Below are 25,717 nucleotides of genomic sequence, written 5' to 3'. Positions count from 1 at the left end.
ACTGCACGGCCCATCACGACCACCATCCCGATGCCGCATTACGAAGGCGATCTGCGCACCCATCAGGGCGCGCGCTTCGCGATCATCGCCAGCCGCTGGAACCCGCGCATCACCGATGCGCTGGTCACCGCCGCGCGCGACACCTTCGTCGGCAACGGCGTGGACGAAGCCGCCATCGACGTGATCCGCGTGCCCGGTGCCTGGGAATTGCCGGTGGCTGCGCGTGAACTCGCGCTGGCTGGCCGGCATGCGGCCATCGTCGCGCTGGGCTGCGTGGTGCGCGGCGATACCCGCCACTACGAACAGGTCGCCGATGGCGCGTCTGACGGCCTGATGCGCGTGGCGCTGGACACCGGCGTGCCGGTGATGAACGGCGTGCTGGCGGTGGAACGATTCGAGGATGCCGCCGCGCGTGCGGGCGGTAGCCACGGCAACAAGGGCGAGGAGGCCGCACTGGTCGCCATCGAAATGGCCGACCTGCGCCGCAAGCTCCAGGAGCAAGTGAAATGAACAGCCGCCGCCGTCCCGATGGCATCGATCCCGTGGCCCGCTCGCGCTCGCGTCGGCGCGCGCTGCAGGCGATCTATGCCTGGCAGATCAGTGGCGCCAACGAGCGCGACCTGATCGCACAGTTCGCGCATGAGCAGGCGCACGAAATCGCCGACCTCGAGTATTTCGAAGACCTGGTGCGTGGTGTGTTGCGTCACATCGGCGAAGTCGATGCCGCGCTCGCTGACCACCTCGATCGCACCGTGGACGAAGTGGATGCGATCGAGCGCGCTGCGCTGCGCATCGCCGCTTACGAACTCACCCATCGTCCGGACGTGCCGTACCGGGTGGTGATCAACGAAGCGATCGACTCGACCAAGCGCTTCGGTTCCGAACACGGCCACACCTACGTCAACGGCGTGCTCGACAAGGCCGCGGCTGCGCTGCGCAGCACCGAGGCGCAGGCGCGCAGCCGCTGAGTTGTCGGCGCATGGGCGAATTCGACCTGATCGCCCGTATCCGCGACCGCGCTGCAACGCGCGCGGACGTGATCCTCGGCATCGGCGACGATGCCGCGCTGCTGCAACCGCCCGCCGGCATGCAACTGGTGGTGGCGATGGACACGCTCAATGCTGGCGTGCATTTCCCGACCGAAACCGCACCCGCCGATATCGGCTGGAAGGCATTGGCGGTGAACCTGTCAGACCTTGCCGCGATGGGCGCGCTACCGGCGTGGTGCACCTTGTCGCTCTCGCTGCCCGACGCAAATACCACATTCGTCGATGGTTTCCTCGATGGCTTCCTGGCATTGGCACAACAGCACGATGTTGCACTGGTTGGTGGCGATACCACACGCGGGCCGCTATCGGTCTGCGTGACGGTGCATGGTTTCGTCGAATCCGGTACCGCACTGCGTCGCGATGGTGCGCAGATAGGCGACGACGTCTGGGCCAGCGGCACGCTGGGCGATGCGGCGGCTGCGCTGGCACAATGGAAGTCGGGTGGCGATGTCGATGCTGCTCTGCGCGCACGGTTGAATCGGCCAACGCCACGTGTGGCGCTGGGTCACGCGTTGCGTGGCATCGCGACCGCCTGCATCGATGTGTCCGATGGGCTGCTCGCCGACCTCGGTCATGTCTGCAACGCGAGTGGCGTTGGTGTGCAGGTCGATGTCGATGCGTTGCCGGCATCGGAAGCCTTGCGTATTGCGTTCGATGGTGAGGCGCGTCGTGTGCCGCAGGCTACCGGTGGCGACGATTACGAACTTTGCTTGATCGCGCCGAGCAATATGCGCGCGACAGTGCAACAGGTCGCCGCCTCAGTCGATGCGCGCGTTACGCGGATAGGCCGTGTCGTGGATAGACAAGGCGTACAAGCGCATACCGCCGATGGCGTCGCGTGGTCGGCCCCGATGGGCTGGCGGCATTTCGACTGACTCAGTCGTCGGCGCGGAACGCATCCTTGAGCCATTCGATGCGCGGCTTGGCCGGATCGCCGCGGGCATCGATCACGTCGAAGCGGCAGGGCGACTCGGCATGTTGCGGGTGGCGCAGCAGAAAGGTCTGTGCGGCGCGCACCAGTTTGCGGCGCTTGCCGGCATCGACCGAGGCCGCACCGCCACCGAATCCAGTGCCGGCGCGGTAACGCACCTCGACGAATACCAGCGAATCGCCGTCGAGCATCACCAGGTCGAGTTCACCGCCACGTGCCTGCGCGTTGCGTGCGAGCAGGCGCAGGCCATGTCGTTGCAGGAATCCAAGCGCTGCGGTTTCCACCGCATCGCCGCGGGCACGGCGATCCAGCGATTGTTCAGCGCGCGCCATCGCCCAGCGGCACGGGAACGCCGCCGGAATAGCGCGACCAGCTTGGTTGCCGCAGCACATTGCCGAAGCCGTCCAGGCTGAGCCGACCGGTGGCGCCGGCGATGTCCGCATTGGCCGAAAGCGCGAGCCGCTCCAAGTAGGCGGTGACCAGCCATGCGTCGTAGCCGAACGCGAACAGGCGCGCCGCCGGCCCCTTGGCCGTATCCAGCCGCGCCGCTGCGCTGGCCTGCGAGGGTAGGCCCGGAACGTTACGCGTGCCCCAGGTTTCGGTGGGATAGACGATGCCGTCCAACGCCGCGTCTTCGCTTGCCTTGCCGGTGCCGGAGGTGATCTGCGAGGTGGCCACGCGCGTTGTCGCGGTGATCCCGGCCATCGCCAGTTGCGGCATCAGCGCCCGAGCTTGTGGGCCCTTCATCGCCAGCAGCACCGCATCCACGCCTTGCGCGAGTGGAGCCAGATCCGCCCCGGTGCCCACGCTGCCTGCCACCTGCACGCCACGACGTTCCAGCTGTGCCTTGGCGGCGCTGGCGCTGCGGCGTTGTGCGTCTTCGCCGCCATTGACGATCAACACGCGCTTGGCGCCGCGTTCGACCAGGTATTGGGCGATGCTGATGCCCTCGTCCTCCGGCGACAGCGAGAAGCTCGCGCTGCCGGCCGGTGGCGTGCGGTTGCCGCGATTGAGTGCGAGCAGCGGCACTTGCGGCGTGTCGTCGGCGAACACGGCATCCACTTCTTCGCGCGCCAGCGGTCCGGCCACGAAGTCGTTGCCGTCGGCGACCGCACGCCCGTAGGCCGCATTCGCACCGCCAGCGGTATCGTAGAAACGCACGTCGGGCTTGCGCCGGGTTTCGCCGTAATAGCCAGTGAGGAAGCCGTCGCGCACGGCGGCCGCGACGGCAGCCTGGCTTCCACTCAAGGGCAGGAGCACCGCGACTTTCATCGGCGGGCGATAGCCGTCGCGATCCGCCGGCGGTCGGCCGGCAGCATCGAAATTCCAGTCGCCACGATCGAATGGGCGCGGCAGCGGCAGACCACGGTTGGCCAGCGCGCGTCCGGCGAAGTTGTACAGCGGATCGCCGACCGGCAATGCGCCGGCTTCGCGGGACAGCGTGGCATCGTCCAGTTGCGCCAGCAGTGCTTCGATCCGCACGGCATTGTCGGTGCGCGCCTGCCCGGACAAGCCTGCATGCGCCTGCGCCAAGGCCTGCGCTTCGACAATGACCTGGTTGCGTGCGGTGGTTGCCGCCGGTTTTTGCACCTCCACGCTGGCGCAACCGCCCAAGACGAACAGGAACAGGGCGCAGGACAGGGCCTGGACAGATCGACCAATCGGATGTTTGCGGGCCACGGATCGGCGCTCGTTCGGGAACCGGCTAGGATTCTACCCGTGCCCAAGGTGAAGTCAGGTGATGCAGCGTTCAGGCGGTTCCATATCAGGCAAGTTGTTCGTGGTGGCCACGCCGATCGGCAACTTGGGCGATCTGAGCCCGCGTTCGCTGGACACGTTGAAGACGGTAGCGGCGATCTGCGCGGAGGACACCCGCCACACCCGCCAGCTGCTGGCGCATTTCGGGGTGGAGAAGCCGCTGGTGGCGTTGCACGAGCACAACGAGGGCGATGCCGCCGCGCCGCTGGTCGCCCGCTTGCTTGCCGGCGAGTCGCTGGCCCTGGTCTCCGATGCGGGCACCCCGCTGGTCAGCGATCCAGGCTTCCGCCTGGTGCGCGCGGCGCGCGAAGCCGGCATCGTGGTCAGCCCGGTGCCGGGCGCGAGCGCGCTGATCGCGGCATTGAGCGTGGCCGGGCTGCCTAGCGACAGATTCATTTTCGAAGGCTTCCTGCCGGCGAAATCCAAGGCGCGACGCGAACGACTGGTGCAACTCGCCAGTGAGCCGCGCACGCTGATTTTCTATGAATCCTCGCATCGGATCGAAGAGGCGCTGGACGATGCCGTGGCCGCATTCGGCGCGGAACGTCGCGCGGTGATCGCGCGCGAGCTGACCAAGCTGTTCGAAACCGTGTTGGACGGCAGCTTGGCCGAACTCGCGCAGCGCGTGCGCGCCGATCCCAACCAGCGCAAGGGCGAATTCGTGCTGCTGGTGCAGGGTGCCGGCGAGGACGCGGACGCGAAGGTGGTCGAAGGGCGCCGCCTGTATGCGAAGCTGAGCGAACACCTGCCGCCGTCCACTGCCGCCAAACTGGCCGCGGAACTGTCCGGCGCACCACGCAAGGCCTTGTACGGCAGCGATTGATCGAGCAACCAACGAGGGGCAGACCATGACGGGCAAACTTTCGCGACGGGGGTTCATGCAGGTCGGCGCGGGGTTGGCGGCCTCCAGCCTGTTGCCCGCCGCAGCGGCACAAACGCCGGCGGTGCATACAGGCGCGGTGAAACCGGTGGTGATCGCCTCCGGCAACGGCCAGCAGTACCGCAATGGCGGCAAGCTCACGTGCGTGGAAACCGCGTTCGAACAGATCGCCGCCGGCAAGGACGTGCTGGATGCGGTGATCGCCGGCGTCAACATCGTCGAGCTCGATCCCGAAGACACCAGCGTCGGTTATGGCGGCTTGCCGAACGCGGATGGCGTGGTGCAACTGGATTCCTGCTGCATGCATGGCCCGTTGCGGCGCGCCGGTGGCGTGGCCGCGCTGGAAGGCGTGCGCACGCCGTCGAAGGTGGCGCGTGCGGTGATGAACGAAACCGACCATCACCTGCTGGTCGGTGCCGGCGCGCAGACCTTCGCGCGGCAGCTGGGATTCGAGATCGAGGACGACCTCAATACCGAGACCTCGCGCAAGCTGTGGCTGGAATGGATGCGCCGGGTCGATCCCAAGCATTTCCTGGATCCGGCATCGCGCGCGCAGGCCGGGTTCCGCGCCGGGCAGTCGATGGTGCGCGACGGCCTGATCGATCCCGAACATTTCTACGGCACGATCAACTGCTCCGGCATCAATGCGAAGGCCGACATCTGTGGCGTCACCACCACCAGCGGGCTGGCGTGGAAGATTCCGGGCCGCGTCGGTGATTCGCCGATCCTCGGCGCTGGTCTCTATGTGGACAACAGCGTGGGTGCGGCGGGCAGCACCGGGCGTGGCGAGGCGAACCTGTACAACCTCACCTCGTACCTGATCGTGGAGAACCTGCGCCGTGGCCTGCATCCGAAGGATGCGGCGATGGAGGGCCTCAAGCGCATCCAGTCGAACACGGTGGAGAAGCGCCTGCTGAACTCGCGTGGTCTGCCGAACTTCGGCATCAGCTTCTATGTGCTGGACAAGCAGGGCCGGCATGCCGGTGTGGCGATGTACCCGGGCGGCAAGTACGCCGTCTGCGATGCCAATGGCGGGCGGCAGGTGGCGATGGACGCTTTGCTGGAAGGGTCGCCCGAAGGTTGAGAGGAAAGTGGCGGAGCCGGCCGATAAGCCGGGTTCTGTCTTGGACAGTCATTCCTCTAGGCGCATCGTCACCGATACGCTCAAGCAACCTACCCGGAGACACTGCGGGCCGCAGCATAGCCTCCCTATTTGGTCTTGCTCCCGGTGGGGTTTGCCGTGCCGGCCTGTTGCCAGGCTCGCGGTGCGCTCTTACCGCACCATTTCACCCTTACCTGTGCCCTGCCACCCCTCTGCCGTCTCCGGGAGGCACTTGGCCGGCTTCGCCGGCAAGCGCAACCGCTCCTTGATGGAAGCGGCAAAGGGGTGACAGGGCCATCGGCGGTATCTTTCTGTTGCACTTTCCGTCGGCTCGCGCCGCCCAGGCGTTACCTGGCACCGTGCCCTGTGGAGCCCGGACTTTCCTCGGCATCGATTGCTCGATGACGCGACTGTCTGGCCGACTCCGCCGCGCGCATTGTACGTCGCCGCATCATTCGCCGTTGCGAACCACGGTTTCGCCCGCGAACACGCCATTCGGGCCGAAGCGACGTTCATGGATGAAACCGCGGCCATCGTGATCCACCGCGATGATCGTGCTGGCACGGGTGCCGTAGGTTTCGCCACGGATGAAGGCGGGCGACAGCCGGCGTTCCAGCTCGATGCCCACGCCGGTATCCGGCAGTTCCGCATCGGCTGCGCCGTGTTCGTCGGCCAGTGCGTCCCACAAGGCCTGGAGGTCGTCGCTATCGGCTTCCACCCATGCCTGCAGAGCAGTGGTCAGGTGCCGGGTCTTCGGCCAGGGTGCGTCCAGCCGGCCATTGGAAATGCCGTGCACGCCGGCCGCCAGCGGTTCGCGCTGCCGTGGATGGTTGCCCAGATGCCAGGAGCCTGCAGCATCGGCCAACATCAGGTTGAACGGGGCGTAGGCGTCGGCACTCGCCAGCAGATCGTCCGTGGTGCCGGCGGCATCCATTGAGCCTGCAAGAAAGGCGGTGGGTAGCGCACCGCGCGAGGGGCCGGCATGCGGCTGCGCGTAACCGTCGCGGACATTGGTCACCACTGCGACCCGGCCCCGGGTGCCCAGGCCGACCCAAGTGCCGCCGGATTGCAGGTCACGGCCGGCGATTACCCCGCTGTCCGGCCAACGTTCCAGGGGCGCGGTTGGTCGGCCGTGGAATTCGTCGCGGTTGCCGGCCAGGACGAGCCGCCAACGCGGGTGGATGCCTTGAGCGAATGCGACGACACACATGCCAGCATTGTGCCGGTGCAGCTGAACGCATTCATTATTGCGGCGCAACATGCGCCGCGATGGCTGCGCCTTGGTTCGATCCTTGCTAGTCCGGAAGTCACGGATTCTCAAAAAATGAGACGAAACATAAGCTTGTGGATAAAGCTTGAACAAGTCTCTGAAGATTGCTGCAAGTCTTTGACCGGCCTAGTGAAATTTCCCGCGCGGAGTTGTTGACAAGGTTGAAACCCCTGCTAATGTGGCGACATGTGGGAAAACCGGGAAATTAGTGGTTTTTCCGTCACGAACCTCGCTTGAGACGGGGGCGACACAGGGCAGGGGCATGTTCCAGGGCGAAACCGCCATCACCATCGACGACAAGGGCCGTTTGGCGATTCCCACCGCCTACCGGGATCTTGTCGCGCGCGATTGCGGCAACCAGCTGGTGATCACCTACAACCCGTTCGAAGCGGGCTGCCTCTACCTGTACCCGCTGCCGGTCTGGGAAAAGGTCCGCGACCAGGTCAATGCCCTGCCGCGAACCAAGAAGAACAGCCGGCTGCTGCAGCTGAAGCTGGTCGGTGCGGCGGCGTTCGCGGAGCCCGACGGCAGCGCGCGCATCTCGATTCCGGCCAGCCAGCGCAGTGCGGTCGGCATCGAGAAGAAGGCCGTGCTGCTGGGCATGGGCGACAAATTCGAGTTGTGGAGCGAACAGGCGCACCACGCGCAGATCCGGCAAACGCTGGGCGATGCCGACCTGGGCGACGACTTGCAGGATCTGGTGTTGTGAACACGGGTGGCGCGGGCGCCACGCCTGCCCACCTCCCGGTGTTGTTCGCCGAGGTCATGGAGGGCCTGGCGGTGAAGGCGGATGGCACTTATCTGGATGGCACGTTCGGGCGCGGCGGACACGCACGCGGCGTATTGGCGAAGCTGGGGCCGGAGGGCCGCTTGCTGGTGATGGACAAGGATCCCGAAGCGATCGCCGTGGCCACCCAGTTGGCCGGCGAGGATGCGCGCGTGGCATGGCGCCGCGGCAGCTTCGCCGACCTCGCGCAGTGGCCGCTGGCCGATGCCGGCCTGGATGGCGTGCTGTTCGATTTGGGCGTGTCCTCGCCGCAGCTGGATGTGGCCGAGCGCGGCTTCTCGTTCGGCAAGGACGGCCCGCTGGACATGCGCATGGATCCGGAGTCCGGCGAAAGCGCGGCGCAGTGGTTGGCGCATGCCTCCGAAAAAGAGATCGCCGACGTGTTGTGGATGTATGGCGATGAGCGCCAGAGCCGCCGCATCGCTCGTGCCATCGTCGCCCGCCGTGGCGACACACCGCTGCTGCGCACTGCGCAACTGGCGGAATTGATCGCCTCGGTGATGCCGCGCGGCGATTCCAAGATCCATCCGGCAACCCGCAGCTTCCAGGCGATCCGCATCTTCATCAATCGCGAACTGGTCGATCTCGAAGGCGGGCTGGATGCCGCGCTGGAACGGTTGAAGCCCGGTGGACGCTTGGCGGTGATCAGCTTCCATTCGCTGGAAGACCGCATCGTCAAGCAGTTCATGGCGAAGCACGCCAAGGCGCCGCCGGCCAACCGGCGCATGCCGATCGAAATCGCGTTCACGCCCACGCTGCGCCTGATCGATGGCGCGCAGAAGGCGGGCGATGCCGAACTGGCCACGAATCCGCGCGCGCGCAGTGCCGTGCTGCGCGTGGCGGAAAAATTGCAGGTGGCGGCATGAACCGCTACGTCATCCTCGCCGTGCTGGTGATCGCCAACGTGGCGACGGCGCTGCTGGTGGTGCGTGATCGCCACGAGCACCGCCTGGCCTTCATCGCGCTCAACAAGCTGGACAAGATCCGCGACGAACTCAACATCGAATTCGGCCGCCTGCAGCTGGAACAGGCGACCTGGGCGGAGAGCAACCGCGTCGACCAGGTCGCGCGCACCCGCCTTGGCATGGTGTTCCCGCGTACCGAAGACATCGTGGTGTTGCGCCGATGAAACTCTTCGGCCTCCAGCTTCCCGACCTGCCGAAGCGCGATCCACGCGAAACGGCGCGTCGTGACGCCTTGCGTCGCGATGCCGCGCGCGCGCCCGGCAACCGCCCGCGTTCGCGAACGGCGTTCAACCTGCGTGGCCGGTTGATGCTGGTGGGTGGCGCACTTGGGCTGTGTTCGGTCGCGTTGCTGGCGCGCGCACTGGACCTGCAGGTGGTCGACAACGAGTTCTACCAGAAGCAGGGCGCGGCGCGCTTCTTGCGCGAACTGCCGATCGCCACCTCGCGCGGGATGATCACCGACCGCAACGGCGAACCGTTGGCGGTGAGCTCGCCGGTGGAATCGATCTGGGCCAATCCGCAGGAATTGCTGAAGTCGCCGGCGCGTCTGCCGCAACTGGCCGATGCGCTGGGCATGGATCGCGATGAGCTGAAAAATCGCCTCAGCCAACGCGCGGACAAGGAATTCGTCTACCTCAAGCGCCGCATCAATCCGGACGAAGCCAAGCGCATCGTCGCGCTGGAAATCCCCGGCGTGGCCAGCCAGCGCGAGTACCGCCGCTTCTACCCGCAGGGCGAGGCGATCGCGCACGTGCTGGGCTTCACCAACGTCGACGACCGCGGCCAGGAAGGCCTGGAGTTGGCGTTCGACGATTGGTTGCGCGGCACCCCGGGCGCCAAGCGCGTCATCCGCGACCGCCGCGGCCGCATCGTCGAGAACGTGGACCTGGTGCGCGCCGCGCAGCCGGGCCGCGACCTGACCTTGAGCATCGACCGCCGCATCCAGTACCTGGCGCATCGCGAACTGCGCAATGCGTTGAATGAATTCGATGCCAGCAGCGGCTCGGCGGTGGTGATCGACGTCGCCACCGGCGAAGTGCTGGCGATGGTGAACCTGCCCACCTTCAATCCGAATGCGGTCGGCACCAGTGCACGTGATGCGCACCGCAACCGCGCGGTCACCGATCTGTTCGAGCCGGGTTCGACGATGAAGCCGTTGACCGTTGCGGCTGGACTGGAAGCGGGCGTCATTACCCCGGCATCGATGTTCAATACCAATCCGGGCTGGATCGCCAACGGCAGGTACCGCACCACCGACACCCACAACTATGGCGTGTTGGATACCACCGGCGTGCTGCGCAAGAGTTCGAACGTGGGCGCTGCGCTGATCGCCAAGCGCCTCGGCAACCAGCAGTTCTACGATTTCGTGCGCCGCTTCGGATACGGCCAGCGTACCGGCAGCGGCTTCCCGGGCGAATCGGCCGGTGTGTTCCCGACACCGGATCGCTGGGACGGCACCCAAAAGCAGACCATGAGCTACGGTTACGCGCTGTCGGTCACGCCGTTGCAGATCGCCACCGCGTACGCGGCGCTGGGCAATGGCGGCAAACTCACGCCGCCCAGCTTCATCAAGGGCCAGCATGCGCCATCGCGACAGGTGCTGGATCCGAAGATCGCGCGTGAAGTGCTGCACATGATGCAGACCGTGACCGAGCCCGGTGGCACCGCCACCCAGGCCGCGATCCTGGGCTACCACGTGGCCGGCAAGACCGGTACCTCACGCAAGGCCAGTGCCGGCGGTTATTCGCGGCGCTACATCGGCTATTTCGCAGGCCTGGTGCCGGTCGAGAATCCCAAATTCGCAATGGCAGTGATGGTCAACGACCCGGATCCGAGCAAGGGTTACGTTGGCGGCACGGTCTCCGCGCCGGTGTTCCGCAACGTGATGGAAGGCGCGCTGCGGCTGATGGACGTGTCGCCGGACAACCTGGACACGTGGCTGGCCGCACAGGCGCAAGCCGAAGCCAAGCGACTCAAGGCCAGCGGCCACGCGTTGCCGGCTGCCAGCTCTGCCAGTGTGTCCGCGCCAGCGGCGAGGGCGGTGCCATGACCCGCGCCATGTTGCTCGGCGAACTGCTGCCGGAACTGGAAGGTCTGTCCGCTGACCTCGCGGTCACCGGCCTGGTGCAGGACAGCCGCGAGATCAGGCCGGGCGATGCGTTTGTCGCCATCGCCGGCTTCGGCGCGCATGGCCTGAATTTCGTCGATGCGGCGCGCGAAGCCGGTGCCGCCGCGATCCTGTTCGAGCCGCCGTCCCCAGGCGAGTTGCAGGCGCCGGAGGATGCGATCCCGGTGGTCGGCCTGCGTGCGCGGATGGGCGCGATGGCCGATGCTTTCCATGACCAGCCCAGCGCGGCGATGGCCACGGTCGGCGTGACCGGCACCAACGGCAAGACCTCGACCGTGCAGCTGTTGGCGCAGGCGTGGACGCTGCGTGGGCAGAAGGCCGGCACCATCGGCACGCTGGGTGCCGGCGTGTGGCCGAAAATCAATCCGACCGGCTTCACCACGCCGCTGGTGTTGCGCCTGCATGCGCTGCTGGCCGAACTGCGCGACGAAGGTGCACAGGCGGTAGCGATGGAAGTGTCCTCGCACGCGCTGGACCAGGGGCGCGTGGACGGCGTGCATTTCGATGTCGCGGTGTTCACCAACCTCACCCGTGATCATCTGGATTACCACGGCGACATGGCCAGCTACGGCGCGGCCAAGAAGAAACTGTTCGACTGGCCCGGCCTGCGCGCGGCCACGGTCAACCTGGACGATCCGTTCGGCCGCGAGCTGTTCGAGGCGGTCGGCGGCAGGGTGCGGGTGATCGGGTTCTCCTCGCGCGGCGCGGCCGGTGCGGTCGTGCGTGCCGAAGAAGTGCAGCTCGACGGCAGCGGCATCCGCTTCCTGCTGCAGGCCGGCAACCAGGCGCATCCGGTGCGTTCGTCGCTGCTGGGCCGCTTCAATGTCGACAACTTGCTCGGCGTCGCCGCGACGTTGTTCGCGATGGGCATGGCGCCGGCCCTGGTCGCGGAAACGCTGTCGCAGCTGGTGCCGGTCGACGGTCGCATGAATCGCTTGGGTGGCGAGGGCGGACTGCCGCTGGTCGTGGTCGATTACGCACACACCCCGGACGCGCTGGAACAGGCACTGTCCTCGCTGCGCGCGCATACCGCCGGCAAGCTGGTCTGCGTCTTCGGTTGCGGCGGTGATCGTGATCGCGGCAAGCGCCCGCAGATGGCGGCAATCGCCGAACGCGGCGCGGACGTCGCCATCGTCACCGACGACAATCCGCGTACCGAGGATGGCGACCGGATCGTCGCCGACATCATGGCCGGCTTCGCCGATGCGGCGCGCGCCATCGTGCTGCGCGACCGGGCCACCGCCATCGTCGAGGCGATCGGCTTGGCCGGTGCGGACGACGTGGTGCTGATCGCCGGCAAGGGCCACGAGCCCTACCAGGAAATCAACGGCATCAAGCATCCGTTCGACGACACCGCGACCGCGCGCGACATTCTGCGGAGGCGCGCATGACGCCGCGCGTGCTGTCGTGGATCGCGCAGGTCACTTCAGGCCGTTTGCATGGCGTGGATCGCACCGTTGATGCCGTCACCACCGATACTCGTGCATTGCCGCAAGGCCGTGATGCCTTGTTCGTCGCGCTGAAAGGCGAGAATTTCGATGGCCACGACCACGTGGCTGCGGCGACTGCCGGTGGCTGCGTGGCGGCGCTGGTGTCGCGCGTAGTCGAGACATCGATTGCGCAGGTCGTCGTGGCCGATACCCAGCACGCGTTGGCCGACTTCGCCGCCGCGGTGCAGCGCGGGCGTTCGCGCACCAGGGTAGTGGCGATCACTGGCAGCAACGGCAAGACCAGCGTCAAGACGCTGATCGAAGCCGTGCTGTCGCGCGCTGGCAAGACCTACGCCACGCCGGGCAACCGCAACAACGAGATCGGCATGCCGCTGGCGGTGCTGGATGCACCGGACGATGCCGATTTCGCCATCTACGAGATGGGCACTGGCGCACCCGGCGACATCGCCTACCTGACCGCGATCGCGGCGCCGGACGTGGGCCTGGTCAACAACGTGGCGCCCGCGCACCTGGAGCGCATGGGTAGCCTGCTGGAAATCGCCAACACCAAGGCCGCGGTCTACGATGACCTGCGCGATAGCGGCACCGCCGTGATCAATGCCGATGATGCATTCGCGCCGTACTTCGCGGAGCGCGCCGGCAGTCATCGGGTGATCCACTTTGGACTCGACGCCAGCGCCGAGGTGAGTGCGCGCGATATCGAGATCGATGCCGAAGGTTCGCGCTTCACCCTTGTCACCCCACAGGGCCGCGCCGCGTTGATGTTGGCGATGCCGGGCCTCCACAACGTGCGTAATGCATTAGCGGCAACCGCAGTCGCGTTGGCGCTGGACGTGCCGCTGGCCGTCATCGTGGAAGGGTTGCAAGCCGCGCGTCCGGTCGGTGGCCGGCAAGTGGCGCATCGCCTGTACAACGGCGCGATGCTGGTGGACGACAGCTACAACGCCAATCCGGGCTCGGTGGCGGCGGCCATCGACATCCTGGCCGCCAGCGGATCCGAGGCGTGGTTGGTGCTAGGCGACATGCGCGAATTGGGTGTCGACGAAGTGACGCTGCATGCACAAGCCGGCGCACGCGCGAAGGCAGCCGGCATCGCACGGCTGTACACGCTGGGCGCGCTGAGCAAGGCCGCGGCGGATGCCTTCGGCGACGGCGCGCGCGCATACGCCTCGCATGCGGAACTCGCGGATGCGTTGTCCGCTGAACTGCGCGCCGGTGTGCGCGTACTGGTAAAGGGATCGCGCGGCAGCGCGATGGATCGCATTGTCAAGGCGCTGCTCGCATCCGATGCGGCCGCCGACAAGGGAGAGGCTGATGCTGCTTGAGCTAACCCGTTGGCTGGAGCAGTTGCAGGGCCATTTTGGCCTGTTCAACTACCTGACCTTCCGTGCCATTCTTGGTGCACTCACTGCGCTCGCGTTCTCGCTGTGGTGGGGGCCGCGGATGATTCGCTACCTGGGCACGCTGAAGGGCGGCCAGCCGATCCGCAAGGATGGCCCGCAATCGCATTTCTCCAAGGCCGGTACGCCGACCATGGGAGGCTCGCTGATCCTGTTGTCCATCGCGGCCTCCGTGCTGCTGTGGGCCGATCTCCGCAACAAGTATGTCTGGGTCGTGTTGGTGATCATGGTCGGCTTCGGCGCGATCGGCTGGTGGGACGACTGGATCAAGATCGTCAGGCGCGATCCGAACGGGATGAAGTCGCGCACCAAGTACGCGCTGCAGTCGCTGCTCGGCCTGGCCGCCGGCATCTACCTGTACGCCTATGCCGACGTGCCGGCGGCAACCACCTTCTATGTGCCGTTCTTCAAGTCGATCGCACTGCCGTTGGTAGGGGTCAGTTTCGTCGCCATCGCGTATTTCTGGATCGTCGGTTTCTCCAACGCGGTCAACCTGACCGATGGCCTGGATGGCCTGGCGATCATGCCGACCGTGCTGGTGGCGTGTGCGCTGGGCGTGTTCGCCTATGCCTCTGGCAACGCCGTGTTCGCCGAATACCTGCAGATCCCACGGGTGCCGGGTGCAGGTGAACTTGTCGTGTTCTGCGCGGCGATCGCCGGCGCGGGCCTGGGCTTTCTGTGGTTCAACACCTATCCCGCCATGGTGTTCATGGGCGACATCGGTGCGCTGGCGTTGGGTGCGGTACTGGGCACCATCGCGGTGATCGTGCGCCAGGAGCTGGTGTTGGTGATCATGGGCGGCATCTTCGTCATCGAGACCCTGTCGGTGATGATCCAGGTCGCCAGCTTCAAGCTCACCGGCAAGCGCGTGTTCCGGATGGCGCCGATCCACCACCACTTCGAACTGAAGGGTTGGCCGGAACCGCGCGTGATCGTGCGCTTCTGGATCATCAGCGTGGTGCTGGTGCTGGTCGGTCTCGCCACGTTGAAGATCCGCTGATGAGTGCCACGACCTTCGACACGCCACGCCAGGCCACCCGCGTCGATGATATCGGCGGTCGCTTCGACCCGTGGCTGCTGGGCGTGTCGATCGCGTTGGCCTGCTTCGGCGTAGTGATGGTCGGTTCGGCCGCCGTCGCCGGTGCCGGCATGGACGTCGGGCCGTGGTATTTCCTGAATAAGCACGCGATGTTCCTGGCCGGCGGTTTGGTGTTGGCCGCCATCGCCATGCGCACCGAGCTGAAGACCGTCGAGCAGCACAGCCAGTTGCTGCTGCTGGCCTGTTTCGCCTTGTTGCTGATGGTGTACGTGCCGGGGCTGGGCAGCACGGTCAATGGCGCCAAGCGCTGGATCAACCTGGGCATCTCCAAGTTTCAGGTGGTGGAAGCGGTCAAGGTGCTCTACATCGTGTGGCTGGCGAGTTACCTGAAGCGCTACAGCGAGGACGTGGCGGTCACCTGGACGGCAATGCTCAAGCCGGTGGGCGTGGTCGGCGCACTGGTGGTGCTGCTGCTGCTGCAACCGGACTTCGGTTCCTCGGTGCTGCTGCTGGGCATCACCACCTGCATGCTGTTGCTGGGTGGTGCGCCGATCCAGCGCATCGCGCTGCCGATCTTCCTGTTGGTGCCGGCGTTGGTGCTGTTGGTGGTGTTCGAACCCTATCGCATGCGTCGCGTCACCTCGTTCATGGACCCGTGGCAGGACCAGTTAGGCGCCGGTTACCAGCTGAGCAATGCACTGATGGCGATCGGCCGCGGCGAATGGTTCGGCGTGGGCTTGGGCGCTTCGGTGCAGAAGCTGAATTACCTGCCGGAAGCGCATACCGATTTCATTTTTTCGGTGATCGCCGAGGAGCTCGGTTTTGCCGGCGTGTGCGCGGTGATCGGCATGTACGTGTTGCTGGCCGGCCGTGCGTTCTGGCTGGGCCTGAAGTGCGTGGAGATGAAGCGTCATTTCGCCGGTTACATTGCGTTCGGCATCGCGCTGTGGATGTCGCTGCAAAGTTGCGTCTCGATCGGCGTGAACATGGGCCTGCTGCCGACCAAGGGCTTGACCTTGCCGCTGATCTCCTCTGGTGGCTCGTCGGTGCTGATGACGTGCGCCGCGCTTGGACTGCTGTTGCGCGTCTCCTACGAATACGAGCGCGCCGCGCGGCAAGTCGCGAAACTGCGCGGCGTGGCGACCGGCCCGTCGGTGGGCACGGCGCCACAGACTTCGCAGCCGCCGATTCCTGCGGACGCGACCACGCGAGGCACCAGCCGCCTGCGCCAGCGTGTCGAGCCCAGCATGGGCACGTCTTCCGAATCCGCCGCCCTCTCCGCATTGCGGAGGTCGCGTTGAGCAGCAAGTCGCCCAACGTGATGATTCTCGCTGGCGGCACCGGCGGCCACATCTTCCCCGGCCTTGCGGTTGCGCAGGCGCTGCGCGCGCGCGGTGCAAACGTGGGTTGGCTGGGCGCGGACGGCGGCATGGAAACGCGTCTGGTGCCGCAGCATGGTGTGTCCATCGACACCATCGCGGTGAAAGGACTGCGCGGCAAGGGCATCGCCACCTTGCTGTCGGCGCCACTGCGCGTGCTGCGTGCGGTACGCGATGCCGCGCGCGTACTGCGCCTGCGCAGGCCGGATGTGGTGGTGAGCTTCGGCGGCTATGCTGCGGGGCCAGGCGGTCTTGCCGCACGCATCGCCGGCATCCCATTGCTGGTGCATGAACAGAACCGCGCCGCCGGCATGACCAACAAGGTGCTGGCGAAGTTCGCGAAGCAGGTGCTGGTCGGCTTCCCGCAGACGTTCTCGGATGAAGTGCTGGTCGGCAATCCGGTGCGCGTGCAGATCGCGCAGGTGCTGCCGCCGGCGCGGCGCGACTTCCACCATGGCGGCGCGCTGCGCCTGCTGGTGCTCGGCGGCAGCCAGGGCGCGCGCGCGTTGAATCATGCGGTGCCACAGGCGATCGCCGCGCTCGGCCTGCCGGTCGATGTGCTGCACCAAGCCGGTGAAAAAATGCTCGACGATGCGCGCAAGGCGTATGCCGATGCCGGCGTCACCGCACGCGTGGAACCCTTCATTGCCGACATGGCCGATGCCTATGCATGGGCGGACATCGTGGTCTGCCGTGCCGGCGCGCTGACGCTGGCGGAACTCTGCGCGGTCGGCGTCGGTAGCGTGCTGGTGCCGTTCCCGCAAGCGGTCGACGATCACCAGACCCGCAACGCCGAATACCTGGTCGAACGCGGCGCAGCGCTGCTGCTCAAGCAGGACGACGCGCTCGCGACGCAGTTGCGCACTGTGTTGGCCGAACTTACGCGTGATCCTGCGCGTCGTTTCGCCATGGCCGACGCCGCGCGCGCGCTGGCGAAACCCGATGCCGCCGAACGCGTCGCCGACGCGGTATTGGCAATAATCAACAAGGAAGCCGCCTGATGTCCGTCCACAGCCTGCGCCTGCAGCAGATCGGCGATTTGGCCAAGGCGTTCCCGCGCGTGCATTTCGTCGGCATCGGCGGCGTCGGCATGAGCGGAATAGCGGAGGTGCTGTGCACGCTCGGTTACCAGGTCAGCGGTTCGGACAACGCGGACAATGCGGTGACCAAGCGCTTGGCGTCGCTGGGCGCGACCGTGTGCAAAGGTCACGCGGCAGCGAACGTGCTGGATGCCGATTGCATCGTGGTCAGCAGCGCGATCAAGCCGGACAATCCCGAATTGCTGGAAGCGCGCGCGCAACGCATCCCGATCGTCCCGCGTGCGGAGATGCTGGCCGAGCTGATGCGTTTCAAGCGCGGCATCGCGGTGGCCGGTACCCATGGCAAGACCACGACCACCTCCTTGCTTGCAAGCGTGCTGGCCGAAGGTGGCCTGGATCCGACCTTCGTCATCGGCGGCCAGTTGCTTGCGGCCGGCGCCAACGCGCGGCTGGGCAAGGGCGCCTGGCTGGTGGCCGAAGCCGACGAAAGCGACGGCAGCTTCCTGCGCCTGAACCCTGCCGTCGCCATCGTCACCAATATCGATGCCGATCATTTGGAGAACTACGGCGGCGACTTCGAGCAGGTCAAGCGGGCCTTCTCCGAATTCCTGCACCGGCTGCCGTTCTACGGATTGGCCGTGCTGTGCATCGACGATGTCGAAGTCGCGGCGCTGGCCGAGAACACCCCGCGCCACGTGGTGACCTACGGTTTCGCCGAGCATGCCGACGTGCGCGCCGAAGACGTGCAGCAGCAGGGCGGGCGCATGCACTACACGCTGTGCCTGCCGGATGGTTCGCGCACCGCCTGCACCTTGGCCTTGCCTGGCAAGCACAACGTGCAGAATGCGCTGGCGGCGTCCGCGGTGGCATGGCAGCTGGGCGTGGCCAATGAAGCCATCGCCCGCGCGCTGGAGAATTTCGCCGGCATCGGCCGTCGCTTCAACCAACTGGCGACATTGCCGCTGGAAGGCGGTGGCGAGGTGGTGCTGGTCGACGATTACGGCCACCATCCGAAGGAGCTCGCCGCGGTATTCGACGCGGCGCGTGGCGGTTGGGCGGACAAGCGGCTGGTCGTTGCGTTCCAGCCGCATCGCTACTCGCGTACGCGCGACCTGTTCGACGAATTCGCGGCAGTGCTGTCGACCGTCGATGCGCTGGTGCTGACCGAGGTGTATCCGGCCGGCGAAGCACCGATCGCCGGTGCCGATGCCAAGTCGTTGGCGCGCTCGATCCGCACCCGCGGCCGTGTCGATCCGGTGGTGGTCGGCAGCGCCGGCGAACTGGGCGACGCATTGGCCGGCGTGCTGCGAGACGGCGACCTGCTGCTGATGATGGGCGCGGGCGATATCGGCGCGGCCGCGCAGCTGATTGCGCGCAACGGTTTCAGCGGAACATCCCCTTCAGGAGCCGGCGCATGAGCGCGCACGTGTTCCCGCCGCTGCGAATTACCGACCCGCGCGATTTCGGTCGCGTTGCTGTACTGATGGGTGGCAGCAGCGCCGAGCGCGAAGTCTCGCTGAACTCGGGCAGCAATGTGCTCGAAGCCCTGCAGTCGCGCGGCATGGACGCGCATGCGGTGGACGGCATTCCTGCGTTGTTGGACGCGCTGGTGCACGGCAAGTTCGACCGCGTGTTCAACATCCTGCATGGCGGAGACGGCGAAAACGGCGTGCTGCAGGGCCTGCTGGAAGGCTTCGAAGTGCCGTACACCGGCCCCGGCGTGCTGGGCAGCGCGCTGACCATGGACAAGATCCGCACCAAGCAGGTGTGGCAGTCCGCCGGCTTACCAACCGCGCGATTCGTGCGCATCGCGGCGGGCAGCGATCTCGCTGCCGCAGTTCGCGAACTGGGCCTGCCGGTATTCATCAAGCCCTCGACCGAGGGTTCCAGCGTGGGCGTGTTCCGCGTGATGGAGCAGGCCGACCTGCAGCCGGCACTGGATTTTGCTGCCGGTTATGCTGGCGAGCTGCTGGCCGAACAGATGCTCACCGGCGGCGAATTCACCGTGGGTGTGGTGGGTGATGTGGTGCTGCCGTCGGTGCGGATCGTGCCGGCGGGCGACTGGTACGACTACCACGCCAAGTACATCGCCGACGATACCCAGTACATCTGCCCCGGCCTAGAAGGCGCCGATGAAGACGCGATCCGCGCGCTGGCGCTGGATGGTTTTCGCGCCGCAGGTTGCAGCGGTTGGGGCCGGGTGGACGTGATGCGCCATGGTGATGGCCGCCTGATGCTGATGGAAGTGAACACCGCGCCGGGCATGACCAGCCATTCGCTGGTGCCGAAGGCGGCGCGCCAGCTGGGCGTGGAATTCGACGAGTTGTGCTGGCGTATCCTCGAGCAGTCCATGCCCGCCCCGAATGGGGAGGCACGCAGTTGAGCGCAATGCTGCGACTGTTGGCGTGGATCCTGGCCGTGGCCTTGGTGGTGTTGCCGGTGGTGGCCGTGGTCAATGGCTGGGTGGGCAGCACGCAATTCCCGCTGCGCACCTTGCGCGTGCAGGGCGACGTTCAGCGGGTGGACGAAGCGCAGTTGCGCGCGACCGTGTTGCCGTTTGTACAGCGCGGCTTCTTCGCTGTGCAACCGAACAAGATCCAGGCGGCGGTCACCGCGCTGCCATGGGTCGAACGCGCGGAAGTGCGCAAGCACTGGCCGGACATCTTGGAAGTGCGGATCAGTGAACACCGCCCGTTCGCGCGCTGGGGCGCGGAGCACCTGCTGTCCGAGCAGGGCCGCATCTTCCCGGCGAAGGACGTGAAAGTGCCGCCCGGCTTGCCGCAGCTTGACGGCCCGGAATCGCGCGCGATGGACGTGGTGGCCCTCTACAACCAGGCGCGCGAACGGCTGGCGAACGTCGGCGGGGTGCATGGCGTGGCACTGGACACGCGCGGCAGCTGGTCGATCACGCTCAACAACGGCACCGAAGTGGTGCTTGGCCGCAACGATCCGGACATCCGCCTGGATCGCTTCGCGCCGTTGCTGCCGCGGTTGGCTGCGCAACACCCCGGCCAGCGCCTTGCGCGCGCCGACCTGCGCTACACGAACGGTTTTTCGCTGACCTGGGCCGACCTGCCGAAGCCACCGAAGGCCGCTGCATCGCTCCCCAACCCGTGGCCGCTTCGTTGCGCAACGGGTCTATGTTGATGAAAGGAATCGCATGAACCGCAAGGGCGACAAGTCGCTGATCGTCGGCCTCGACATCGGCACCTCCAAGGTCACCGCACTGGTCGGCGAGTACGCGCCGGGCGAACCGATCGAGGTGATCGGGATCGGCTCGCACGAATCGCGCGGGCTGCGCCGCGGCGTGGTGGTCGATATCGATTCAACCGTGCAGTCGATCCAGCGTGCGGTGGAAGAAGCCGAACTGATGGCCGGCTGCGAAGTGCGCAGCGTGTATGCATCGATCAGCGGCAACCACGTGCAGTGCCGCAACTCGCAGGGCATCGCCCCGATCCGCGATGGCGAAGTGACTTATGCCGACCTCGACCGCGTGCTGGAAGCGGCCAAGGCGGTCGCCATCCCGGCCGACCAGAAGATCCTGCACGCGATCCCGCGCGACTACGTGCTGGACGATTCGCAGGAAGGCATCCGCAATCCCGTCGGCATGAGCGGCGTGCGGCTGGAGGTGCATGCGCACCTGGTGGTGTGCGCGCAGTCGGCGGCGGCCAACATCAGCAAGTGCGTGCAGCGCTGCGGCCTGCAGGTGGACGACCTGGTGCTGTCTTCGCTGGCCTCCAGCACCGCGGTGCTGACCCCGGACGAGCGCGAGCTCGGCGTGGTGCTGGTCGACATGGGCGCCGGTACCACCGACATCGCGGTGTTCGTGCAGGGCGCGATCAGCCACACCGCCAGCCTGCCGGTCGCAGGCGACAAGGTGACCGAGGACATCGCGCACATGCTGCGCACGCCCACGCCGGAAGCCGAGCAGATCAAGGTGCGTTACGCCTGCGCGCTGGCGCAACTGGCGCGCGCGGAAGAATCGATCCAGGTGCCCAGCGTCGGCGATCGTCCGCCGCGTCGCCTGCCGCGGCACGCGCTGGCGCAGGCGGTGCAGGCGCGCTACGAGGAAATCTTCGAGATGGTGCAGGCCGAACTGCGCCGCTCCGGCTTTGAGCAACTGGTGCGCGCCGGCATGGTGCTGACCGGCGGCGCTTCGAAGATGGAAGGCGTGGTCGAGCTGGCCGAGGAAATGCTGCAGATGCCGGTGCGCATCGGCATCCCGCAGCACGTCACAGGCCTTGGCGAAGTGGTCGGCAATCCGGTGCACGCCACCGGCGTCGGCTTGCTGCTGATGGGCAGCCAGATCGAGAACCCGAGGCGCTCGGTACTGCCCAGCAACAAGGTGGGCGGCCTGTTCGGCAAGTTGAGCAAGTGGTATCGCGGCGAGTTCTGACGAAGAAGACAACGCCGGCGCGAGGGCGCGACGGCGTGCGGTGGGTAGGGCGGAGTGCAGGCAACACGACATCCAACCAAGCAACACCTCCAGGCAAACACACTCTCAAACAAGCAACACATAACAAGAGGACACGGACATGGCGCATTTCGAACTGGTTGAAAAGATGGCACCCAATGCGGTGATCAAGGTCGTTGGCGTGGGCGGTGGCGGCGGCAATGCCGTGGCGCACATGGTCAGCAGCAGCGTGGACGGCGTGGAATTCATCACCGCCAACACCGACTCGCAGGCGATCAAGAACTGCGGCGCGAAGACCCAGCTGCAACTAGGCGGCAACGTCACCAAGGGCCTGGGTGCGGGCGCGAACCCGGAAGTCGGCCGTCAGGCCGCACTGGAAGACCGCGAAACGATCATCGATGCGCTCAGCGGCGCGGACATGGTGTTCATCACCGCCGGCATGGGTGGCGGCACCGGTACCGGCGCGGCGCCGGTGGTGGCGCAGATCGCCAAGGAGCTCGGCATCCTGACCGTGGCCGTGGTCACCAAGCCGTTCCCGTTCGAAGGCCGCCGCCGCATGCAGGTGGCGCTGAAGGGCATCGAGGAACTGAGCCAGCACTGCGACTCGCTGATCACCATCCCGAATGAAAAGCTGATCACCGTGCTGGGCCGCAACGCCACCATGATCCAGGCGTTCCGTGCGGCGAACGATGTGCTGCTCGGCGCCGTACAGGGCATCGCCGACCTGATCGTGCGTCCGGGCCTGATCAACGTCGATTTCGCCGACGTGCGCACCGTCATGTCCGAAATGGGCCTGGCGATGATGGGCACCGGCAGCGCACGCGGCGACGACCGTGCCCAGGCTGCGGCCGAAGGCGCGATCCAGAACCCGCTGCTGGACGACGTCAATCTGTCCGGCGCCAACGGCATCCTGGTCAACATCACCGCCGGCCCGGACTTCACCATGGCCGAGTTCGACGAGGTGGGCCGCACCGTGGAACAGTTCGCTTCCGAAGACGCCACCGTGGTCATCGGTACCGTGCTGGATCCGGAGATGCAGGACGAAGTGCGCGTGACCGTAGTCGCCACCGGCCTCAATCGCGCCAGCGGCCGCCAGTCGCAGCCGCGTGATCGCCACGAGACCAGCGCCCGCTTCGAGACCGGCTTCGATGCCCCGCGTCGCCCGCAGGTGCAGCTGATCCAGGGCAAGCGCGACGGCACCACCGGCATGATGATCGACGAAGTGGCCGACCCGTTCATGCCGAACCCGGGTCTGGGCATTGCCGGCAGCCTGCGCCGCAGCGCTGAATCCGCGCCTGCGGTGGCCGAACTGCCGAAGGACGATTACCTGGATATCCCAGCCTTCCTGCGCCGCCAGGCGGATTGATGTCGGGCTCGTCATTCCGGTTGTTGCCGGGATGACGCGCAAGGAAGCAAGGCAACGTCATGTCCCATTGCACCCGGGTTGCCCGCCCGGCGTGCCTTCTGGTCGGTCGGCGTCGAGCCGGCCGGCCCCTTTCGTCACCGTCGTTTCAGCCATGGAACGCAGCGGTTTTTACGTTCAGGTTCAGCGACCTGCGTGGTAATCTTCGCCGATGTTGCGCCAGCGCACCCTCAAGAACCTGATCCGCGCTACGGGCGTGGGCCTGCATAGCGGCGACAAGGTCTTCCTGACCCTGCGCCCGGCCCCGATCGACACCGGCATCGTGTTCCGTCGCGCCGACCTCGATCCCGTGGTCGAAATCCCGGCCGACGCCAACCTGGTCACCGAAACCGTGTTGTGCACCGGCCTGTCCAAGGGCGCGGCGAAGGTGCAGACCGTCGAGCACCTGCTGTCCGCGCTGGCGGGGCTCGGCATCGACAATGCCTATATCGAATTGACCGCGCCGGAAGTACCGATCATGGACGGTTCCGCCGGTCCATTCGTGTTCCTGCTGCAGTCCGCCGGCATTGCCGAGCAGAACGCGCCCAAGCGCTTCATCCGCATCAAGAAGCCCGTGGAAGTGCGCGATGGCGACAAGATCGCCCGTTTCGAACCGTACGACGGCTTCCGCATCGGCTTCACCGTCGAGTTCAAGCATCCGGCGATCCCGGCCTCGCTGTCGCGGGCCGAAGTGGACTTTTCCACCGATGCCTATGTCCGCGAAGTCAGCCGTGCCCGCACCTTCGGCTTCATGCACGACCTGGAATACATGCGCGAGCGCAACCTGGGCTTGGGCGGTTCGATGGACAATGCCATCGTGCTGGACGAATTCCGTGTCCTGAACGAGGACGGCCTGCGCTACGCCGACGAATTCGTCCGCCACAAGATTCTCGACGCGGTGGGCGACCTGTACCTGGCCGGGCACGCCGTGATCGGCGCGTTCGAGGGTTTCAAGTCCGGCCATGCGCTCAACAACAAGCTGGTGCGGGCCCTGTTGGCCGATGTCGAGGCCTGGGATGAGGTCAGTTTCACCGACCCGGTGGCTGCACCGCCGGTGCTTTACGGGACCGCCGTCCCAGCAACCTGAACCGATCGGCTGGGGTGGCCGTCCTGTGACTGGGTGCACCCTATTCAGCTTTGTGTTTCGGTTTATTTAACAAAATCACGGACTTGTGAAGTTAGGATGCCCCGCTGGTCGGTTCCGTGGGCGCTTTCCGTGTCCTTCGTGCCCCGGCCTTGTGGCCCGCTTCGGCGCCTTTGGCGTCGTCGGATCGCAGCAGTGCAAGGGCAGCCTCCAATTGCGATTGGCCGGCCGCCGACATTGGTGGTGCGGTGCGTGCGGCTGGCGCTAGCGGTCGCAACGGTTGCAGGGTCGTCTTGACGCTCAACCCCGTGACATCGAGCCCGACGGAGCGGGCGGCGTCGACCAGTTCCCGCGTGGCCAGCCGCAACTTGGCATGCCAGACCGGCGCATCGACGACGAAAACGAGCATGTCGCCACGCACGTTCGCCAACCGCGCATGTGCGGCTAGACCCGGCGGCAGGTGGGGGCGCAACAACTGGTCCACCGTGTCGAGCCATTGGGCACGGCGCAGGGTGTCGCCGGAGGCTTCCGTGAGCAGCGCTTGCAGCGCGCCGCGGGGGTCGGACGGAGATGAGGGCCGCGAACTAGGCATACGTAATGACCGAAACAAACCAGCGACACGGGAATTCCCGACAAGATACGCGTCAACGCCTGATCGCGCTGGCCTACAAGCTGCGCTTCCAGGCCCTGCGTCGCCCGTTGGCGGCAATGGGCGCCGTGTTGGCGGTGGGCGTGCTGTTGGGTGCCGGTGGCCGCAGCGTCGTCGGCCTGGCCCAGGTCGAAGCGATGCAGGCCGCCGACGCCAGCCGCCAAGCCGAACTGGACAGGGTGCGCCGTGAGGCCCAGCACGAAGTGAATGCGCTAGCCGCACGCTTGGCCGAGCTGCAGGCCCAAGCCAACCGTTTGAACGCACTGGGCGCGCGCTTGACCCAGGCCGGCCAGCTGCAGGACGGTGAATTCGAATTCGACAAGCCGGTGGGCCAAGGTGGCGCCGGCCGCGCCAGCGACATGCCACCGGCCGAATTGCGCCAACGCCTGGCCGCACTGGAAGGCCAGTACCGTGATGCCGACACCCAACTGACGGTGCTGGAATCGCTACTGTTCAACCGTGCGCTGGATCGCAATGCGATGCCCTCGCGCGATCCGATCGCGAACAGCTACATCACCTCCGGCTTCGGCGGCCGCGCCGATCCGTTCGGCGGCGGCCACCAGTTCCACAAAGGCATCGATTTCGAAGCCGACGTGGGCGATCCGGTGCTGGCGGTGGCCGATGGCGTGATCAGCTATTCGGGCGTTCGTTCCGGTTACGGCAACGTGGTCGAGATCGACCACGGCAACGGCTACGTGACCCGCTACGCGCACAACTCCCGCCTTGAGCGCAGCGTGGGCGACCTGGTCCGCAGCGGCCAGGAGATCGCCAAGGCTGGTTCCACCGGACGATCCACCGGCGCGCACGTGCATTTCGAGGTCTGGCAGGACGGCGTGGTGGTCAACCCGCGCAAGTTCCTGGGTCACAACGACGCACTGGCGCGTCACGGGCCGACGCGCGGCTGACATCGCCGCGCGTGGTGGCTTGCAAGCGTCGCAAGCCGCCTCCAGTTACACTAGACGACTGCCAAAACGGGCGTTCGACGCCCG

22 protein-coding genes, 1 other RNA gene and 3 pseudogenes are annotated in these 25,717 nt (G+C 66.4%); 21 read left to right on the top strand and 5 right to left on the bottom strand.

Annotation, left to right across the window (positions count from 1 at the left end; all coding sequences use genetic code 11):
- Window positions 1–30: 30 nt before the first annotated feature.
- The 3 genes from ribH to thiL are packed head-to-tail and all read left to right on the top strand — an operon-like array spanning window position 31 to window position 1,924.
- Window positions 31–510: a 6,7-dimethyl-8-ribityllumazine synthase gene (gene ribH, locus G7079_RS12340; RefSeq protein ID WP_166057593.1), complete on the top strand. Its 480-nt coding sequence runs from the start codon at window positions 31–33 to the stop codon at window positions 508–510.
- Entirely contained in the window at window positions 507–968 is a 462-nt protein-coding gene (gene nusB, locus G7079_RS12335; protein WP_166057591.1) for a transcription antitermination factor NusB, read from the top strand. The genes ribH and nusB overlap by 4 nt, the downstream gene beginning before the upstream one ends.
- Window positions 969–979: 11 nt before the next feature.
- On the top strand, window positions 980–1,924 hold the full coding sequence (gene thiL / locus G7079_RS12330; protein WP_166057590.1) for a thiamine-phosphate kinase: 945 nt from the start codon (window positions 980–982) through the stop codon (window positions 1,922–1,924).
- Window position 1,925: 1 nt separating this feature from the next.
- Here thiL and G7079_RS12325 read toward each other — a convergent pair whose 3' ends face one another.
- Both G7079_RS12325 and G7079_RS12320 read right to left on the bottom strand, forming a co-directional pair.
- Window positions 1,926–2,312 carry a YraN family protein gene (locus tag G7079_RS12325; RefSeq protein WP_166057589.1) on the bottom strand — a complete coding sequence of 129 codons (387 nt, stop codon included), beginning with the start codon at window positions 2,310–2,312 and terminating at the stop codon, window positions 1,926–1,928.
- The gene (locus G7079_RS12320) at window positions 2,299–3,660 is read right to left on the bottom strand and encodes a penicillin-binding protein activator (protein WP_166057588.1); all 1,362 of its coding nucleotides are present in this window, start codon (window positions 3,658–3,660) and stop codon (window positions 2,299–2,301) included. The genes G7079_RS12325 and G7079_RS12320 overlap by 14 nt, the downstream gene beginning before the upstream one ends.
- A 61-nt stretch (window positions 3,661–3,721) precedes the next feature.
- Between G7079_RS12320 and rsmI the strand changes: the two genes are divergently transcribed.
- Both rsmI and G7079_RS12310 read left to right on the top strand, forming a co-directional pair.
- Window positions 3,722–4,561: a 16S rRNA (cytidine(1402)-2'-O)-methyltransferase gene (gene rsmI / locus G7079_RS12315; RefSeq protein WP_166057587.1), complete on the top strand. Its 840-nt coding sequence runs from the start codon at window positions 3,722–3,724 to the stop codon at window positions 4,559–4,561.
- Window positions 4,562–4,586: 25 nt separating this feature from the next.
- Window positions 4,587–5,702, top strand: coding sequence for a N(4)-(beta-N-acetylglucosaminyl)-L-asparaginase (locus G7079_RS12310; RefSeq protein WP_166057586.1), 1,116 nt, complete (start codon window positions 4,587–4,589; stop codon window positions 5,700–5,702).
- Between the two features lie 8 nt (window positions 5,703–5,710).
- On the opposite strand, the gene rnpB is transcribed toward G7079_RS12310, so the two are convergent.
- Together rnpB and G7079_RS12300 are read right to left on the bottom strand one after the other, a co-directional pair.
- Window positions 5,711–6,146: RNase P RNA component class A (gene rnpB / locus G7079_RS12305), an RNA gene on the bottom strand.
- A 25-nt stretch (window positions 6,147–6,171) separates the two neighbouring features.
- Entirely contained in the window at window positions 6,172–6,930 is a 759-nt protein-coding gene (locus G7079_RS12300) for an NRDE family protein (protein WP_166057585.1), read from the bottom strand.
- Window positions 6,931–7,252: 322 nt separating this feature from the next.
- Between G7079_RS12300 and mraZ the strand changes: the two genes are divergently transcribed.
- The 15 genes and pseudogenes from mraZ to lpxC all read left to right on the top strand — a co-directional run bounded on the left by mraZ (window position 7,253) and on the right by lpxC (window position 24,082).
- A complete protein-coding gene (gene mraZ / locus G7079_RS12295) occupies window positions 7,253–7,699 on the top strand; it encodes a division/cell wall cluster transcriptional repressor MraZ (RefSeq protein ID WP_166057584.1) in 447 nt (148 codons plus the stop codon).
- Window positions 7,696–8,628 (top strand): annotated as a pseudogene (rsmH, locus tag G7079_RS12290) (16S rRNA (cytosine(1402)-N(4))-methyltransferase RsmH); the annotation flags it as partial. The gene mraZ and the pseudogene rsmH, both read left to right, overlap by 4 nt.
- 11 nt (window positions 8,629–8,639) lie before the next feature.
- Window positions 8,640–8,906, top strand: coding sequence for a cell division protein FtsL (gene ftsL / locus G7079_RS12285; RefSeq protein WP_166057583.1), 267 nt, complete (start codon window positions 8,640–8,642; stop codon window positions 8,904–8,906).
- 143 nt (window positions 8,907–9,049) lie between these two features.
- A pseudogene (locus G7079_RS12280) lies at window positions 9,050–10,696 on the top strand (penicillin-binding protein 2); the annotation flags it as partial.
- Window positions 10,697–10,788: 92 nt separating this feature from the next.
- The gene (locus tag G7079_RS12275; RefSeq protein ID WP_166057581.1) at window positions 10,789–12,261 is read left to right on the top strand and encodes a UDP-N-acetylmuramoyl-L-alanyl-D-glutamate--2,6-diaminopimelate ligase; all 1,473 of its coding nucleotides are present in this window, start codon (window positions 10,789–10,791) and stop codon (window positions 12,259–12,261) included.
- Window positions 12,258–13,646, top strand: coding sequence for a UDP-N-acetylmuramoyl-tripeptide--D-alanyl-D-alanine ligase (gene murF / locus G7079_RS12270; RefSeq protein WP_166057580.1), 1,389 nt, complete (start codon window positions 12,258–12,260; stop codon window positions 13,644–13,646). Before G7079_RS12275 ends, murF begins: the two co-directional genes overlap by 4 nt.
- Complete coding sequence (gene mraY / locus G7079_RS12265) at window positions 13,636–14,721, top strand: phospho-N-acetylmuramoyl-pentapeptide-transferase (protein WP_166057579.1); 1,086 nt, start codon at window positions 13,636–13,638, stop codon at window positions 14,719–14,721. The genes murF and mraY overlap by 11 nt, the downstream gene beginning before the upstream one ends.
- Window positions 14,721–16,061 carry a putative lipid II flippase FtsW gene (gene ftsW, locus G7079_RS12260; protein WP_166057578.1) on the top strand — a complete coding sequence of 447 codons (1,341 nt, stop codon included), beginning with the start codon at window positions 14,721–14,723 and terminating at the stop codon, window positions 16,059–16,061. Before mraY ends, ftsW begins: the two co-directional genes overlap by 1 nt.
- Window positions 16,025–17,113, top strand: a pseudogene (gene murG, locus G7079_RS12255) (undecaprenyldiphospho-muramoylpentapeptide beta-N-acetylglucosaminyltransferase); the annotation flags it as partial. The gene ftsW and the pseudogene murG, both read left to right, overlap by 37 nt.
- A 26-nt stretch (window positions 17,114–17,139) precedes the next feature.
- Entirely contained in the window at window positions 17,140–18,597 is a 1,458-nt protein-coding gene (murC, locus tag G7079_RS12250) for a UDP-N-acetylmuramate--L-alanine ligase (RefSeq protein ID WP_166057577.1), read from the top strand.
- Window positions 18,594–19,562, top strand: coding sequence for a D-alanine--D-alanine ligase (locus G7079_RS12245; protein WP_166057576.1), 969 nt, complete (start codon window positions 18,594–18,596; stop codon window positions 19,560–19,562). The genes murC and G7079_RS12245 overlap by 4 nt, the downstream gene beginning before the upstream one ends.
- Window positions 19,563–19,567: 5 nt before the next feature.
- Complete coding sequence (locus G7079_RS12240) at window positions 19,568–20,326, top strand: cell division protein FtsQ/DivIB (RefSeq protein WP_240906185.1); 759 nt, start codon at window positions 19,568–19,570, stop codon at window positions 20,324–20,326.
- A 13-nt stretch (window positions 20,327–20,339) separates the two neighbouring features.
- Window positions 20,340–21,575: a cell division protein FtsA gene (ftsA, locus tag G7079_RS12235; protein WP_166057574.1), complete on the top strand. Its 1,236-nt coding sequence runs from the start codon at window positions 20,340–20,342 to the stop codon at window positions 21,573–21,575.
- Between the two features lie 139 nt (window positions 21,576–21,714).
- Window positions 21,715–22,959, top strand: coding sequence for a cell division protein FtsZ (ftsZ, locus tag G7079_RS12230; RefSeq protein WP_166057573.1), 1,245 nt, complete (start codon window positions 21,715–21,717; stop codon window positions 22,957–22,959).
- A 208-nt stretch (window positions 22,960–23,167) separates the two neighbouring features.
- Window positions 23,168–24,082, top strand: coding sequence for a UDP-3-O-acyl-N-acetylglucosamine deacetylase (lpxC, locus tag G7079_RS12225; RefSeq protein WP_166057572.1), 915 nt, complete (start codon window positions 23,168–23,170; stop codon window positions 24,080–24,082).
- A gap of 91 nt (window positions 24,083–24,173) precedes the next feature.
- Here lpxC and G7079_RS13505 read toward each other — a convergent pair whose 3' ends face one another.
- Window positions 24,174–24,671, bottom strand: a complete 498-nt coding sequence (locus G7079_RS13505) for a DciA family protein (protein ID WP_166057571.1) — start codon at window positions 24,669–24,671, stop codon at window positions 24,174–24,176.
- Between the two features lie 116 nt (window positions 24,672–24,787).
- Between G7079_RS13505 and G7079_RS12215 the strand changes: the two genes are divergently transcribed.
- Window positions 24,788–25,633, top strand: a complete 846-nt coding sequence (locus G7079_RS12215; protein WP_240906291.1) for a M23 family metallopeptidase — start codon at window positions 24,788–24,790, stop codon at window positions 25,631–25,633.
- Window positions 25,634–25,717: the final 84 nt, after the last annotated feature.

The sequence above is a fragment of the Thermomonas sp. HDW16 genome (assembly GCF_011302915.1).
In the GTDB taxonomy this organism is placed as follows: Bacteria; Pseudomonadota; Gammaproteobacteria; order Xanthomonadales; family Xanthomonadaceae; genus Thermomonas.
Note: the sequence above shows the minus strand (reverse complement) of the source record. Positions and strands in the feature narration are given on the sequence as shown.

Excerpts from the sequence above, each read along its gene's own strand:
- ribH (WP_166057593.1), top strand. The coding sequence starts at position 31 with ATGCCGCATTACGAAGGCGATCTGCGCACCCATCAGGGCGCGCGCTTC.
- nusB (WP_166057591.1), top strand. The coding sequence starts at position 507 with ATGAACAGCCGCCGCCGTCCCGATGGCATCGATCCCGTGGCCCGCTCG.
- thiL (WP_166057590.1), top strand. The coding sequence starts at position 980 with ATGGGCGAATTCGACCTGATCGCCCGTATCCGCGACCGCGCTGCAACG.
- G7079_RS12325 (WP_166057589.1), bottom strand. The coding sequence starts at position 2,312 with ATGGCGCGCGCTGAACAATCGCTGGATCGCCGTGCCCGCGGCGATGCG.
- rsmI (WP_166057587.1), top strand. The coding sequence starts at position 3,722 with ATGCAGCGTTCAGGCGGTTCCATATCAGGCAAGTTGTTCGTGGTGGCC.
- G7079_RS12310 (WP_166057586.1), top strand. The coding sequence starts at position 4,587 with ATGACGGGCAAACTTTCGCGACGGGGGTTCATGCAGGTCGGCGCGGGG.
- G7079_RS12300 (WP_166057585.1), bottom strand. The coding sequence starts at position 6,930 with ATGTGTGTCGTCGCATTCGCTCAAGGCATCCACCCGCGTTGGCGGCTC.
- mraZ (WP_166057584.1), top strand. The coding sequence starts at position 7,253 with ATGTTCCAGGGCGAAACCGCCATCACCATCGACGACAAGGGCCGTTTG.
- ftsL (WP_166057583.1), top strand. The coding sequence starts at position 8,640 with ATGAACCGCTACGTCATCCTCGCCGTGCTGGTGATCGCCAACGTGGCG.
- G7079_RS12275 (WP_166057581.1), top strand. The coding sequence starts at position 10,789 with ATGACCCGCGCCATGTTGCTCGGCGAACTGCTGCCGGAACTGGAAGGT.
- murF (WP_166057580.1), top strand. The coding sequence starts at position 12,258 with ATGACGCCGCGCGTGCTGTCGTGGATCGCGCAGGTCACTTCAGGCCGT.
- mraY (WP_166057579.1), top strand. The coding sequence starts at position 13,636 with ATGCTGCTTGAGCTAACCCGTTGGCTGGAGCAGTTGCAGGGCCATTTT.
- ftsW (WP_166057578.1), top strand. The coding sequence starts at position 14,721 with ATGAGTGCCACGACCTTCGACACGCCACGCCAGGCCACCCGCGTCGAT.
- murC (WP_166057577.1), top strand. The coding sequence starts at position 17,140 with ATGTCCGTCCACAGCCTGCGCCTGCAGCAGATCGGCGATTTGGCCAAG.
- G7079_RS12245 (WP_166057576.1), top strand. The coding sequence starts at position 18,594 with ATGAGCGCGCACGTGTTCCCGCCGCTGCGAATTACCGACCCGCGCGAT.
- G7079_RS12240 (WP_240906185.1), top strand. The coding sequence starts at position 19,568 with ATGCTGCGACTGTTGGCGTGGATCCTGGCCGTGGCCTTGGTGGTGTTG.
- ftsA (WP_166057574.1), top strand. The coding sequence starts at position 20,340 with ATGAACCGCAAGGGCGACAAGTCGCTGATCGTCGGCCTCGACATCGGC.
- ftsZ (WP_166057573.1), top strand. The coding sequence starts at position 21,715 with ATGGCGCATTTCGAACTGGTTGAAAAGATGGCACCCAATGCGGTGATC.
- lpxC (WP_166057572.1), top strand. The coding sequence starts at position 23,168 with ATGTTGCGCCAGCGCACCCTCAAGAACCTGATCCGCGCTACGGGCGTG.
- G7079_RS13505 (WP_166057571.1), bottom strand. The coding sequence starts at position 24,671 with ATGCCTAGTTCGCGGCCCTCATCTCCGTCCGACCCCCGCGGCGCGCTG.
- G7079_RS12215 (WP_240906291.1), top strand. The coding sequence starts at position 24,788 with ATGGGCGCCGTGTTGGCGGTGGGCGTGCTGTTGGGTGCCGGTGGCCGC.